At 45.2% G+C, this 13,229-nt stretch carries 10 protein-coding genes; 3 read left to right on the top strand and 7 right to left on the bottom strand.

Annotated elements, in window-relative coordinates; translation table 11 throughout:
* Positions 1 to 115 precede the first annotated feature (115 nt).
* The 3 genes from lon (at position 116) to BEL05_RS06560 (ending at position 5,092) form a co-directional block, all read left to right on the top strand.
* A complete protein-coding gene (gene lon / locus BEL05_RS06570; RefSeq protein WP_028765512.1) occupies positions 116 to 2,467 on the top strand; it encodes an endopeptidase La in 2,352 nt (783 codons plus the stop codon).
* A 264-nt stretch (positions 2,468 to 2,731) separates the two neighbouring features.
* Positions 2,732 to 3,004 (top strand): non-specific DNA-binding protein Hbs, encoded by a 273-nt coding sequence (gene hbs, locus BEL05_RS06565; protein ID WP_011866302.1) that lies wholly within the window; start codon positions 2,732 to 2,734, stop codon positions 3,002 to 3,004.
* Between the two features lie 219 nt (positions 3,005 to 3,223).
* Positions 3,224 to 5,092 carry a SurA N-terminal domain-containing protein gene (locus BEL05_RS06560; protein ID WP_028765513.1) on the top strand — a complete coding sequence of 623 codons (1,869 nt, stop codon included), beginning with the start codon at positions 3,224 to 3,226 and terminating at the stop codon, positions 5,090 to 5,092.
* A 278-nt stretch (positions 5,093 to 5,370) separates the two neighbouring features.
* Here the strand turns inward: BEL05_RS06560 and fabV are convergent, their stop codons facing one another.
* The 7 genes from fabV to pspF all read right to left on the bottom strand — a co-directional run bounded on the left by fabV (position 5,371) and on the right by pspF (position 13,172).
* Positions 5,371 to 6,573: an enoyl-ACP reductase FabV gene (gene fabV / locus BEL05_RS06555; RefSeq protein ID WP_069670661.1), complete on the bottom strand. Its 1,203-nt coding sequence runs from the start codon at positions 6,571 to 6,573 to the stop codon at positions 5,371 to 5,373.
* A 104-nt stretch (positions 6,574 to 6,677) separates the two neighbouring features.
* Positions 6,678 to 7,463: a peptide ABC transporter ATP-binding protein gene (locus BEL05_RS06550; RefSeq protein WP_069670660.1), complete on the bottom strand. Its 786-nt coding sequence runs from the start codon at positions 7,461 to 7,463 to the stop codon at positions 6,678 to 6,680.
* The gene (locus BEL05_RS06545; RefSeq protein WP_028765515.1) at positions 7,438 to 8,451 is read right to left on the bottom strand and encodes a peptide ABC transporter ATP-binding protein; all 1,014 of its coding nucleotides are present in this window, start codon (positions 8,449 to 8,451) and stop codon (positions 7,438 to 7,440) included. Before BEL05_RS06545 ends, BEL05_RS06550 begins: the two co-directional genes overlap by 26 nt.
* Positions 8,452 to 8,463: 12 nt before the next feature.
* A complete protein-coding gene (locus BEL05_RS06540) occupies positions 8,464 to 9,354 on the bottom strand; it encodes an ABC transporter permease subunit (protein WP_028765516.1) in 891 nt (296 codons plus the stop codon).
* Entirely contained in the window at positions 9,341 to 10,372 is a 1,032-nt protein-coding gene (locus BEL05_RS06535) for an ABC transporter permease (protein WP_028765517.1), read from the bottom strand. Before BEL05_RS06535 ends, BEL05_RS06540 begins: the two co-directional genes overlap by 14 nt.
* Positions 10,373 to 12,019 carry an ABC transporter substrate-binding protein gene (locus tag BEL05_RS06530; RefSeq protein WP_051413220.1) on the bottom strand — a complete coding sequence of 549 codons (1,647 nt, stop codon included), beginning with the start codon at positions 12,017 to 12,019 and terminating at the stop codon, positions 10,373 to 10,375. It lies immediately after the preceding gene.
* Between the two features lie 88 nt (positions 12,020 to 12,107).
* The gene (gene pspF, locus BEL05_RS06525; protein WP_028765518.1) at positions 12,108 to 13,172 is read right to left on the bottom strand and encodes a phage shock protein operon transcriptional activator; all 1,065 of its coding nucleotides are present in this window, start codon (positions 13,170 to 13,172) and stop codon (positions 12,108 to 12,110) included.
* Positions 13,173 to 13,229 lie beyond the last annotated feature (57 nt).

The raw sequence follows: 13,229 nt of genomic DNA, 5'->3' as shown, positions 1-13,229 counted from the left end.
GAAAGCTAAACTATGATTAAGGAGCCCATTGGGCTCCTTTTTTTATTTTTGCCATTGAAACCGGTTAATCTACCCCAATATACTCATTAATATTGTTATCAAACGGAATCGAGCTATGACCTTAGAGCGTGACGCGCGAATCGAACTCCCCGTATTACCACTGAGAGATGTCGTGGTATATCCCCATATGGTTATTCCCCTATTTGTTGGCCGGGAAAAATCTATCCGCTGTTTAGAAGCGGCGATGGAGCAAGATAAGCAAATTATATTGGTGGCGCAGCGCGATGCTGAACTTGATGAACCCACCAGTGATGATATTTTCGAAGTTGGAACTGTTGCATCGATTTTACAGTTACTAAAACTCCCTGATGGTACCGTCAAGGTCTTGGTTGAGGGCGGCCAACGGGCCCGTATTAATAAATACACTCAAGAAACTGAGTACTTTGTTGCAACGGCTGAATACCTTGAGTCTGCCGACATAGCGGAGAAAGAGGAAGAGGTACTTGTTCGCTCTGCTGTTGGCCAGTTTGAAGGCTATATCAAGCTAAATAAGAAGATCCCTCCAGAGGTCCTAACCTCTTTGTCTGGAATAGATGAAGCTGCACGTCTTGCCGATACTATGGCGGCGCACATGCCTCTCAAGCTTGAAGATAAGCAAACAGTGCTGGAGATGGTTAACGTCTCAGAGCGCCTTGAGTATTTGATGGCGATGATGGAGTCAGAAATCGATCTGTTACAGGTTGAGAAGCGGATTCGCTCTCGCGTGAAAAAACAGATGGAAAAAAGCCAGCGTGAGTATTATCTCAATGAGCAGATGAAGGCGATTCAAAAAGAGCTTGGCGATATCGACGAGACTCATGACGAATTTGAAACCTTAGGCCGTAAAATTGAAGAAGCGGGCATGCCTGCTGAGGCCAAAGATAAAGCCACTGCAGAACTAAACAAGTTAAAGATGATGTCACCGATGTCTGCTGAAGCGACGGTTGTTCGCAGCTATGTCGATTGGATGGTTTCAGTGCCATGGAAACAGCGCTCCAAGATTAAGCGTGACTTAGCCAAAGCTCAAGATGTGCTCGACACCGACCATTTCGGTCTTGAGAAGGTCAAGGAGCGTATTTTAGAGTATCTTGCGGTGCAAAGTCGTGTAAAACAGCTCAAAGGTCCAATACTTTGTCTCGTAGGGCCACCAGGTGTGGGTAAGACCTCATTGGGTCAGTCTATTGCTAAGGCGACTGGGCGTAAGTATGTACGTGTTGCATTAGGCGGTGTACGTGATGAAGCGGAAATCCGTGGTCATCGCCGTACCTATATCGGTTCAATGCCGGGGAAAGTGATTCAAAAAATGTCGAAAGTTGGCGTGAAGAATCCACTGTTCCTGCTTGATGAGATCGATAAGATGAGCTCGGATATGCGCGGCGACCCAGCTTCAGCATTGCTTGAAGTGTTAGATCCAGAGCAGAACTCAACCTTTAGTGATCACTACCTTGAGGTGGATTACGACCTATCTGATGTGATGTTTGTTGCAACATCAAACTCGATGGATATTCCGGGCCCACTTCTTGATCGTATGGAAGTGATTCGCTTATCGGGCTATACCGAAGATGAAAAGCTCAACATTGCCAAGCAACACTTGTTGCCAAAGCAGATTGAACGTAATGGACTAAAAGCCAGCGAAGTGACTGTTGATGATAGTGCGGTTATTGGCATTATTCGATACTACACACGAGAAGCCGGTGTACGTGCTCTAGAGCGCGAGTTGTCGAAAATCTGCCGTAAAGTGGTTAAACAGATACTCTTAGACAAGTCACAAAAGCATGTGGAAGTGAATCAAGAAAACTTGAAGTCTTTTCTGGGGGTACAGCGATTTGACTATGGTAAAGCGGAATCAAACAACCAAATTGGTCAAGTGACTGGTCTAGCCTGGACACAAGTCGGTGGTGATCTGTTAACCATCGAGGCAACGTCTGTGGCAGGTAAGGGCAAGCTCACCTATACAGGTTCGCTGGGCGATGTGATGCAAGAGTCTATTCAAGCTGCGATGACCGTAGTTAGAGCGCGAGCAGAACAACTCGGCATTAATCCTGACTTTTATGAGAAACGTGATATTCACGTTCACGTACCTGAAGGGGCGACTCCTAAGGACGGTCCATCGGCAGGTGCGGCGATGTGCACGGCTTTAGTGTCTAGCTTGACGGGAAATCCGGTAAGAGCCGATGTTGCAATGACCGGAGAGATAACTCTTCGTGGTGAAGTCTTGCCGATTGGTGGACTTAAAGAGAAACTACTCGCCGCTCACCGAGGTGGCACTAAGTTGGTGTTAATTCCTAAAGAAAATGAGCGCGACTTGGAAGAGATCCCTGCAAATGTTATTGCTGATCTTGAGATTAGACCCGTGCGTTGGGTTGAGGAAGTACTTGAATTGGCGTTAGAACGACCAATCAAAGGCTTCGAAGTCGTTAAAAGTTAGGTGTAACGCAAGAAAATACCCATTTGCACCAAAAAAAATGCAAAAAGGGGCTTTTTAAAATCGAAACCTGTGGTAGCCTAGGTCGGTGGATAGCTCTTTAGCTACAGGCCTTGGCACTGCTGGTTTTGAGCTTGTTCCAATTTTATTTATTAGGTTTTCCTATTTGGCTTGAACTTTGGTTTCAAGCTTGTTATAAAAAGCCTCCGCAGACCGCTCTAGACAAGGATTTGGTTGCGGCGCAAAAATTAAATTCAAGGGGATGACATGAACAAATCTGAACTAATCGAGAAAATCGCTTCTGGTGCTGACATTTCTAAAGCGGCTGCTGGCCGTGCTCTAGATTCTTTTATTTCTGCTGTGACTGATGGCCTAAAAGATGGCGATAAAATTTCTCTAGTTGGTTTTGGTACTTTCGAAGTACGTCAGCGTGCAGAGCGCACTGGCCGTAACCCACAAACGGGTAAAGAGATCAAGATTGCTGCTGCTAACATCCCAGCTTTCAAAGCGGGTAAAGCACTTAAAGACGCTGTAAACTAAGAAAACTTAGTCAAGGTGGCCTTTGTAAACCTTATTGGTAGACGTTAAGCACTGTTTAAACAGTGCTTTTTACCAGTAAGTGTTTTGATAATTAAGAGTATTATCATGCCGTTGGCCTAACTTACGCACTGTGTAACTAGGTCTGACAATTTACAAAAATGGCGCATCCTCTATGGTGATGCGCCTTTTTATTTTTTAATGCAACGAGCGAGAAGTCTGATGTTAGAAAAGATTCGCGAAGGCTCACAAGGCGTGATTGCAAAAAGCATTCTTGTTCTTGTAATACTATCCTTTGCATTTACTGGTGTAAGTAGCTATTTAGGTTCATCTTCTGAGCCAACTGCCGCCACGGTTAATGGTGAAGAGATCAGTAAAGCAGCGTTAGAGCAAGCCTATCAAAGCGAGCGTGCTCGATTAGAGCAGCAACTCGGTGAAATGTACGATGCTTTGGCGGGTAACGACACTTATTTAGCTAGCGTTAAACAAAGTGTTTTAGAGCGTTTGATTGCTGACAAGCTGGTTGATCAAAGTGCCGCAAACCTAGGGCTAACGGTTTCTGATGAGCAGATAAAAAATGCCATCATGAACGAGCCTGCTTTCCAAACCGATGGCCGTTTCGACAATGATCGCTATTTAGCGCTTATTCGCCAATTAGGCTACCAGGCAAACAGTTTCCGCGACATGATGCGTGCTGATATGACACGACGTCAGCTAGTTGTTTCATTGGTTGGTTCTGAGTTTGTATTACCTGGTGAAGCTAACTATTTAGCCGATATTCAGGGACAAACTCGTGATATTCGTTACCACATCGTTGATGCGACTCCGCTGCTTGAGCAAGTGACGGTTTCTGATGAAGAAGCCAATACCTACTACCAAGCTAATCAAATTCAGTTTGTGCGCCCTGAAACGGTCTCGCTTGACTATGTCGAACTCAATTCTGCGGATATGGCCAGTGCTATCGTCGTATCAGATGAAGAAGCACAAACTTATTACGATGAAAATAAAACCCAATATTTACAGCCGGAAAAACGTTTAGCCGGCCATATTCTGGTTAACTTTGGCGATGATGAAGATGTGGCCAAAGCTAAAGCTGATGCTATCTACGCTAAGTTAGCGGCAGGTGAAGATTTTGCGGCATTAGCCAAGTCAGACTCTGACGATACCTTTAGTGGTGAGCAGGGCGGGCAACTCGATTGGTTTGAACAAGGTGTGATGGACGAAGCATTTGATGCTGCTCTTTTCTCGCTAGATAAAGGCCAATATTCAGCGGTTGTGAAAACTAACTTTGGTTATCACATAGTGAAACTGCTGGATGTACAAGCTGGTTCAACGGCACCGTTTGCTGACGTCAAAGATAAAATTATTGCTCAACTGATGCAGAACAAAGCGGTTGATCAGTTCTATAGTTTGCAGCAGCGTTTAGCTGATGTTAGTTATGAGGTACCTGACACACTAGCTGAAGCGGCACAAGAAGTGGGTGTGCAGGTTAAGACTAGCCCAGAGTTTTCTCGTGATAGTGCTCCTGCGCCATTAGATTCACCTGAGGTGATCAAGGCTGCGTTTTCAAATACCGTACTACTCGATGGTATGAACAGTGATGTGATTGAGCTTGGTCCTAACCACGTTATCGTTGTTCGTATGAATAAACATACGGCTGCTGGTACACTGGCATTTGATGATGTTAAGGCTTCCATTGTTCAACGTCTTAAGCAAGATAAGGCTAACGAAATTGCTCGTGATAATGCACAGACTATGATGACTGCATTAAAAGCGGGCGATACGTCAGTTGCACTTACTGAGCAGACCAAGCTAACACGCTTTGATCAAGCTATTGATACCTCTATCGTTAACAAAGCTTTCCAGATGGCGCATCCAGATGTCGATTTAGTTGTCGACACCGCTGCGCTAGCCAATGGTTATGCGGTAATAGTGCTTGATAAAGTTAACGCTGCTGAAAGCGTTGACGAGAATTTAGTTAACGCATTGAAGCAGCGTTTAAGCTCGCAATATAGCGAGAACGATTATCGCTCGTTAATCGCATTATTGAAATCTAAAGGCGAAGTGGTTTATACCCCAGCCGATGAGTAATCGATAAGCGACTTCAACTGCTTAATGTTAAAAAAGCCAGCGGGTTAACTCGCTGGCTTTTTTTATGGGGTAATTGGCATTAAAAGGTTTTATTTACTAGTGTGACGGCTACATGGAGTCATACAAAGCGCTAAGCAGCTGCTTACGTTGTTCATTTGAGATTGATGTAAAATGAGGTGGCCAAACATGTTTGTCACGTTAGAGCGCGCGACAGCCGCGATACCAAGGGTATAAAAAAAGCCACGATAATAATCGTGGCTTTTTTATAGGATAGCGTGTTAAATCTGTTCTACATCAAACTCAATTGCTGGGTTTACGTCTGCTTCATAATCAACAGATGCGACGCCAAAGCCAAATAGTTTAAGAAATTCTTCTTTATACTCACGATAGTCAGTAAGCTCACTTAAGTTTTCAGTGGTCACAGATGGCCATAAATCACGGCAGTGCTGCTGGATCTCTTCTTTAAGTTCCCAGTCATCTAGACGAAGACGGTTAGCGTCATCGACCGATGGTGCGTTGCCGTCTGCACGGAATAGACGTTCATTGAACATACGGTTGATTTGCTCTTGGCAACCTTCGTGAAGGCCGGCTTCACGCATTTTCTTAAATACCATTGCAATGTAAAGTGGCATAACTGGAATTGCTGAACTTGCTTGGGTTACCACACTTTTTAGTACGGCAACGTTTGCACTGCCGCCAGTGGTCGAAAGCTGGTCATTTAGCGCATGAGCTGCGCGATCAAGGTCCATCTTGGCTTTACCTAACGCACCATGCCAGTAGATAGGCCAAGTAAGTTCGGTACCAATATAGCTGTAGGCAACAGTTTTACAGTTAGGGGCCAATACGCCTGCATCGGCTAGAGCATTGATCCAAAGCTCCCAATCTTCACCGCCCATGACGGTGACTGTATCTTGGATCTCTTGCTCTGTTGCTGGCTCAACACTCGTTTCGATAATGAGATCTTTATTGGTGTCTACAGCCGTTGCGGTATAGGTTTCACCGATAGGCTTTAACGATGAACGGATTAATTCGCCGCTGTCAGGGAGCTTTCTTACCGGAGAGGCCAAAGAGTAAACCACCATGTCGACTTGGCCTAGGTCTTGTTTGATTAACTCAATCGCTTTTTGTTTCGCTTCATGGCTGAAGGCGTCGCCGTTAAGGCTTTTAGAATACAAACCTTCTTGTTTAGCGAACTTATCGAAAGCGGCTGAATTATACCAACCCGCTGTACCTGGTTTTGTCTCTGTTCCAGGTTTTTCAAAAAAGACGCCGAGGGTTGCAGCATTGCTACCGAAGGCAGCGGCAATGCGCGAAGATAGACCATAGCCACTGGAAGAGCCGATCACTAACACTTTTTTAGGACCATTTTTGACTGGACCATTTGCTTTGGTGATGTTGATTTGCTCTAGTACATTTGCTTCACAGCCAACCGGATGAGTGGTGGTACAAATAAAGCCACGTGTTTTGGGTTTGATTATCATGTTTCTGCTTCTCTTGAAAAAGTGCCATAAGGATAATTAAACAAGCATGAAATGGCACATGTTTTTTGACAATTCGTGTTGTTAACGTGAGTGGTTGGAGCAGTTTAGCGTTTGTATGAAAACATTGTCTGCTCCTGAATGAGCCGCTGGGTGTACTCATGTTGTGGTGCATTAAACAGTTTTTCTGTGGTGGCTTTCTCGACCATTTTCCCCTGGTGAAGCACCATTATCTTATCGCTAAAGTGGCGAATGATGTTCATGTTATGGGAGACAAAGATATAGGATAAGCCCATCTCTTGCTGCAGCTTAAGCAGCAGGTTCAGGATCTGTGAACGTACGGATAGATCTAAAGCTGTCAGTGCTTCATCAGCAATAATAATTTTTGGATCTAGCATTAATGCGCGCGCTACGGCTACGCGCTGCTTCATCCCTTCTGAGATCATATGGGGATAAAAATCAGCGTGTTCAGGCAACAACCCTACTTTTTTCAACCGGTCAACCACCTGATTTCGTCTGGCGTGTTTATCTAAATTGGTATTGAATCGCAGCGGTTCATCCAGTAATTCACCCACGGTTAGCCTTGGGTTTAATGAGGTGTTGGGGTCTTGGAATATCATTCTAATCAGTTTACAACGTTGCTTTAGATTGCGAGACTCTAACACTTCGCCTTCAAACAGTATTTCACCGCTAGAGCGTTCTTCTGCCCCCACTAATATTCTTGCTAGGGTGCTTTTTCCTGAGCCAGTTTCACCCACGATCGCTAAGGTTTCACCGCGATTTAACTCGAAGGATATGGGCTCAAGTGCTTGGTTATATTGGCGCTTAAACCCCTTATAGCCCGAGAAGAAGGTTTTACTTAGTTGATTAACTTTTAGTAAGGGGCTCGTCATGGCATGGCTCATTATGGTAAGGGAAGTGGCAAGCGAAATAACGGTCTTTTTGGTGGCATAAACTGGGCTGATTAACGCAGTGCTTTTGTGCCTGTGGGCAACGCGGCCCCAGCCGGCAACCAATAGGCAGATGCTGCAAAGCGGGTGCTGAGCCTGGTAGCGTGTGCATCATGGTTTTATGGTGTTCGGCATTTGAGTAGTCTGGGATATTATCCAGCAGAGCCTTAGTATAAGGGTGATAAGGCTGTGCGATAACATCTGCAGTGGGGCCAGACTCCATTATCTGGCCGCTATACATCACTGATAACCGATCGCACCATTGAGAGAGTGTTTCCAGTTCATGACTGATAAGCAAAATTGACACGTTTTGCAATTGGTTGAGCTTACTTAATAAACGGAAGATCTGCGCTTGAGTACGCAGCTCCATCGAGTTGGTCGGCTCATCGGCGATGAGTAGCCTTGGTTTATTTGCCACGGCAATCGCTATCATCACCTTTTGGCATTCACCGTCGGATAACTCCCAAGCATAGCTAGACATCACTTTTTGGGTGTTTTTTATCCCTACTTTGTGTAGCCACTGTTGCGCATTGATTCGCTTATCAGCTGCACGCTTCCACCAAGAGATGGTTTTGTTTTCTGGCATGGCTTCTATTAATTGTGCACCAACAGATATCGCGGGATCTAAACTGCTCATGGGATCTTGAAATATCATTGCCATTTCGCATCCCATTAAGGCCCGTCGCTGCCTAGCGCTCATCTCCATGAGGTTCTGTCCATCCCACATCATGCGATCCGCTTGTACGGTCCAGTTGTGCCCAGGAATGCCCAAAATTGCTTTCGCTAGCAGAGTGCGTCCAGAGCCCGATTCACCCACTAAACCGTGGATCTCTCCAGGATTTAGGGTCAAACTTACGCGCTCAAGGGCTTTGACTCGCCCATGCGGCGTATCGAGTTCGATGGTGAGATTTCTAATATCCAATAATGGCATTTGCTTTGCTCACTAATTTCGAATGGGTGATAGGGCTGAGCGCAACCCATCACCCACTAAGTTAATCGCTAATACACTGCATAGAATTGCCACTCCAGGAATTGTCACCGTCCATGGGGCGGTTAATAGGTTGTCCATGCCTTGGGATACCATAGCGCCCCATTCAGGACTCGGTGCCTGAGCGCCTAGGTTAAGGAAGCCCAATGCGGCAATATCCAAAATCGCCGCTGAGATCCCTAAAGTGGTTTGAATAATCATGGTGTCTGAGATGTTAGGTAATATCACGTACCAAAAAATCTGCAATGGATTGGCGCCATCCAGACGCGCAGCGGTTACATACTCTTTTTGTAACTCTTCATGCACGGCTTGGTGGATTGCCCTAACAAACTGTGGTGTCAATGCGATACCCACGGCCCAAAACACATTACTCAGCCCAGGTCCGGTTATCGCTACCACCAAAATGGCCATCAATAGTGATGGGATTGATAACAGCGCGTCCAGTAGGTGACTTAATATGCTGGATTTTAATCCCTTCATCATGCCGGAAATTGAGCCGATGATAAATCCTAAGAATAATGCTGTTATGACGATACCGAGCGCCATACCGAAGGTGAGGTGCGCACCATGCAAAAGGCGGCTAAAGATATCACGCCCCAGATCGTCCGTGCCTAGAAAGTGTTCGACTGTCCCAGCAGGATCCCATGATGGAGCCAATAGCAGCGCATGGGGATCTTGATGTTCTGGTGAGTAAGGGGCAATAAACGGCCCAAACAAGGCTAACAACAGCAGCGACACCACAGCCCAAAGCCCTGCAAAGGCAAATGGATTATCGGTGAACGCTGACCATATTCTGGATGCCGGCGAAGGAATATGATCTTCTTGATAGATCTTAATTTGCGGCATAGAGCTCTTTCCTGCTTATGGGATTTAGGGCGGTGTGCATAATCTCTATCAAGATACTTAAAAAGATAATGAGCAGCGCGACCGATAAAATGCCCCCCTGTATCACAGTGTAGTCGCGCTGGTAGATACCCGATACCAGCCAGGCGCCAACACCTGGCCAGCTAAATATCACCTCGACGACCATGGCATAACTGGCAAATGCGCCGAGCATCAGGCCAAGGTTTTTTAACACAGGAATGAAGGCGTTGGGCAGTGCGTGGCGCATTACTATGGTTGATGTATGTAACCCCCTAGCTTCTGCTGCCTTGATATAGGTTTCTTCCATGATTGTCATCATGGCGCTACGGGTAATGCGCACAACTACGGTAAATGGCAGCACGGCAAGGGTGACCGCGGGCAAAATAATGTGCTGTAATGCATCAAGAAACGCTGATAACGCGTACTTAGAATCAGAGAGTAAGGTATCAATAAGCAAAAAGCCGGTAACGGAATCAATTTCGTAAAGTAAATTGATTTGGCCTGAGATAGGCAGCCAGCCTAGCTGTACGCCAAACCACAGTGAAAGTGTTAATCCTAGCCAGAAAACCGGAATAGAATACCCTGTCAACGTGATGGCCATAATACTGTGCTGAGTGATTTTATTGGTACTTAATGAGGCTAATACGCCCAGAGGAATACCAAATAGCACCGCAATGAGCCCAGCGAAGAAACCCAATTCAAAACTCGCTGGTAGGACTGCCGTTAATTCATCCAATATCAAATTTTGAGATGTTGACGATAGTCCAAGGTCGCCATCGAGTCTTTGTTGTAGATAGGCAATAAACTGACTGATTTGACCATCATTGAGTCGGTAATCTTGAGTGATCCTTGTTATTTGTTGTGCTGTCGGTTGTTGAACGCCAGTCAATGCAGCGATGCGATCTACTGGGAACTTGCTTACAGCGATAAACATCACAATAAAGAGGATCAGTGAGGTAGCCAAAAAAAGATTTAAGCGTCGAATAAGGTAGCGAATCATCTATTGTATACCTCGTTCATCTATAGCTGTCGTTGCTGCTTGGGTCGTGTTGGTAAAGGAAATCCCCCCAAACGGCGTTAGTTTTGATTGAGTCACATTTTTATTTTTTACGACTAAGCGTGTCGCATGAGCAAACGGGATGAGTGGAACTTGCTGAGCAATCTGCTGCTCGGCTTGCTGGTAAAAGGCGGAACGTTTGAGCTTGTCGGTCGTGGATTTTGCCGATTCTAAAATGGCGTCGAATGCAGGGTCGCACCAGCGAGAACGGTTACTATTTGATTCGACAGAGGCACAACTCAATATTGGGGTAAAGAAGTTATCAGGATCACTGTTGTCGGCGTTCCAGCCTATCAATACCGAGTCATAACTGTGTTTACTCAATTTTTGATTAAACACACTCCAGTCATAAGTGATGATATTAACTTTTACGCCAATATTGGCCAAATCCGCTTGGATCAGTTCCGCCGTCTTATGGGCATTGGGGTTATATATTCGGGCGACGGGTATCGCCCAAATATCTATGGTCAGATCCGTAACGCCAGCTTCTGCCAGTAAACGCCGAGCTTTAGCAGGGTCGTATTGAGTAATGCTGGTGTTTGATGAGTATGCCCAAGACAATGGAGGCAGCATTCCCACAGCCTCTACTGCAGTTTTTTGATACACAGCGCGCAGGATATTCTCTTTGTCTATTGCGTGCGCAAGGGCTCTACGTACTCTGACGTCATTCAGCGGGATCCGCTCGGTATTAAGTGCCCAGAACGCCACATTAAAACCGGGAATAGAATCTACTTCTAAGGTTTCTTTATCAATCACAACAGGTAACTCACCCGCTTTAGGGAGGGCCGAAATATTGCAATCCCCGGTGATCAATTTTGCTAAACGTGTGGTGCTTTTAGGCGTGATATCAAAAACGACTTGCTCAACCTCTGGGGTAAGGCGCCAGTAATTTTTATTGCGGTAATAGCGAATATAGTCGTTTTTCACATATTGAATCAGTCTAAATGGACCTGTGCCAATCGCGAGCCTATCTATCTGAGCTTGTTCATTCATTTTAGTCAGTTGATCGGCATACTCTTTTGATAAGATAACGGCGAAGCCGGTTGCCAAATTTGACAAGAAAGAAGCATCTTTACGATTTAAGTGAAAAGCCACTTGGTAGTCAGAAACCTTTTCAATTTTTCCGATGAGATCGGTAAAACCGATACTTTGGAAAAAAGGATAACCCGTCTTAGACACGTCATGATAGGGATGAGTACTATCTATGATTCGATTAAATGAGAACAGTACGTCGTCGGCATTGAAATTACGGGTGGGAGAAAAACTGTCTGAATGATGAAACTGAACGCCTTGTCTTAAATGAAACGTGTAAACCTTTTCATCGTCGCTAATATCCCAAGATGTGGCCAGAGAGGGGATCAATTCGCCAAATTTAGCATCATAATCGAGTAAGCCATCGTAAAGTTGCTGCGACGTAGCATCCACTGTTGTACCTGAGGTGACAAGCTGCGGGTTAAAGGATTCGGGATTACCCTCGGAACAATAGACTAAACCGGATGGAACTCGAGTTGGGCCACAAGCCGATAACAGCAACACTATGGTGCATCCAAGTGTTGAACCAAACGTGAGACGCTTTATCAGGTCTTTCATCAATAGATGTAATATTTTTTTGAATGAAGAGTTTCATTTTAACAGTGCTATAGAGCTAGGAGCAAACACCATCTACTCCTAGCCAGCTTTATTTATCCAATAAATTGTACTTTTTCAAAATTCCACGCAGTTGATGATAGCTAAGACCAAGTAATTCAGCGGTTTTTTTCTGATTATATTGTCCAACTTCCAAGGCTTGCTTTAGCAAATTGGTTTCTTGGCTTTCACAGTGGGTTTTGAAGTCGAGCGGAAAATCAACTTTGGGAACTGTGATGGCTTGTGATTCTGGGTCAGGTTGAGATGTTGGCGTGTCGCTATGTTCAACTTGCGGTTGCTGTCTCGATTTGGTTTTTACGCGTTGTGTGGGGCGATAGGGTGACGAAAATGGGTCGATAACAATGCTATCAATGGCTGCGTGAAGGTCTGTATTACGGTACACGCTGCGTTCTACGACGTTTTTCAACTCACGAATATTACCTGGCCAGCTATATTCCATAAGCTGCTCAACGGCATTTGAGGTAAACCCATCAAACAGTTCATGTTTAAGTTGCCTTGCCATGCCAATCGCAAAGTATTCAGCCAGCGGCATAATATCTTCTTTTCGATGCCTTAGTGGCGGTAAGGTGATCACATCAAAGGCCAAACGGTCGAGTAGATCGGCTCGAAATTCGCCCGCATCAGCTAAAGAGGGCAGATCTTCATTCGCTGCACACACCAGTCGAACGTCAGTTTGTACCGTTTTGCTCCCGCCAACCCGTTCAAACTCACCATATTCTATGACTCGTAATAATTTTTCCTGAATAAGCCCTGAGGTATTGGCGAGTTCATCAAGAAACAGAGTGCCGCCATCGGCACGCTCAAAACGGCCTTCATGCTTCTTGCTTGCGCCAGTAAATGCGCCAGCATCATGGCCAAATAATTCACTTTCAAGTAAATTTTCGCTTAATGATGAGCAATTTAGTTTAATGAAACTTTGATCCCACCGCTGAGAAAGGTAATGTAAACGCTCGGCGATCAATTCTTTACCTGTACCGCGCTCACCGATAATGAGCACAGGTTTAGAGAGAGGCGCAATTTTTGAAACGTGTTCTAACACTTCAAGTAGCGCATTCGATGAACCAATAAGATTGTCTTGCTGAAATTGAGTAGCCACAGTAAATTTTAGTCTTTCACGCTAATTATTGGTGAAATTAATAATATGTTCCTGAGG

The sequence above is a fragment of the Shewanella colwelliana genome (genome assembly GCF_001735525.1).
GTDB classification, from domain to species: domain Bacteria; phylum Pseudomonadota; class Gammaproteobacteria; order Enterobacterales; family Shewanellaceae; genus Shewanella; species Shewanella colwelliana.
The sequence above is the reverse complement of the archived record's forward strand: the minus strand, read 5'-3'. Positions and strand labels throughout refer to the sequence as shown.

Bases quoted from the DNA above. Each gene is read 5' to 3' on its own strand.
- lon (WP_028765512.1), top strand. From the start codon at position 116: ATGACCTTAGAGCGTGACGCGCGAATCGAACTCCCCGTATTACCACTG.
- BEL05_RS06530 (WP_051413220.1), bottom strand. From the start codon at position 12,019: ATGAAAGACCTGATAAAGCGTCTCACGTTTGGTTCAACACTTGGATGC.
- BEL05_RS06550 (WP_069670660.1), bottom strand. From the start codon at position 7,463: ATGACGAGCCCCTTACTAAAAGTTAATCAACTAAGTAAAACCTTCTTC.
- BEL05_RS06545 (WP_028765515.1), bottom strand. From the start codon at position 8,451: ATGCCATTATTGGATATTAGAAATCTCACCATCGAACTCGATACGCCG.
- hbs (WP_011866302.1), top strand. From the start codon at position 2,732: ATGAACAAATCTGAACTAATCGAGAAAATCGCTTCTGGTGCTGACATT.
- BEL05_RS06560 (WP_028765513.1), top strand. From the start codon at position 3,224: ATGTTAGAAAAGATTCGCGAAGGCTCACAAGGCGTGATTGCAAAAAGC.
- BEL05_RS06535 (WP_028765517.1), bottom strand. From the start codon at position 10,372: ATGATTCGCTACCTTATTCGACGCTTAAATCTTTTTTTGGCTACCTCA.
- fabV (WP_069670661.1), bottom strand. From the start codon at position 6,573: ATGATAATCAAACCCAAAACACGTGGCTTTATTTGTACCACCACTCAT.
- BEL05_RS06540 (WP_028765516.1), bottom strand. From the start codon at position 9,354: ATGCCGCAAATTAAGATCTATCAAGAAGATCATATTCCTTCGCCGGCA.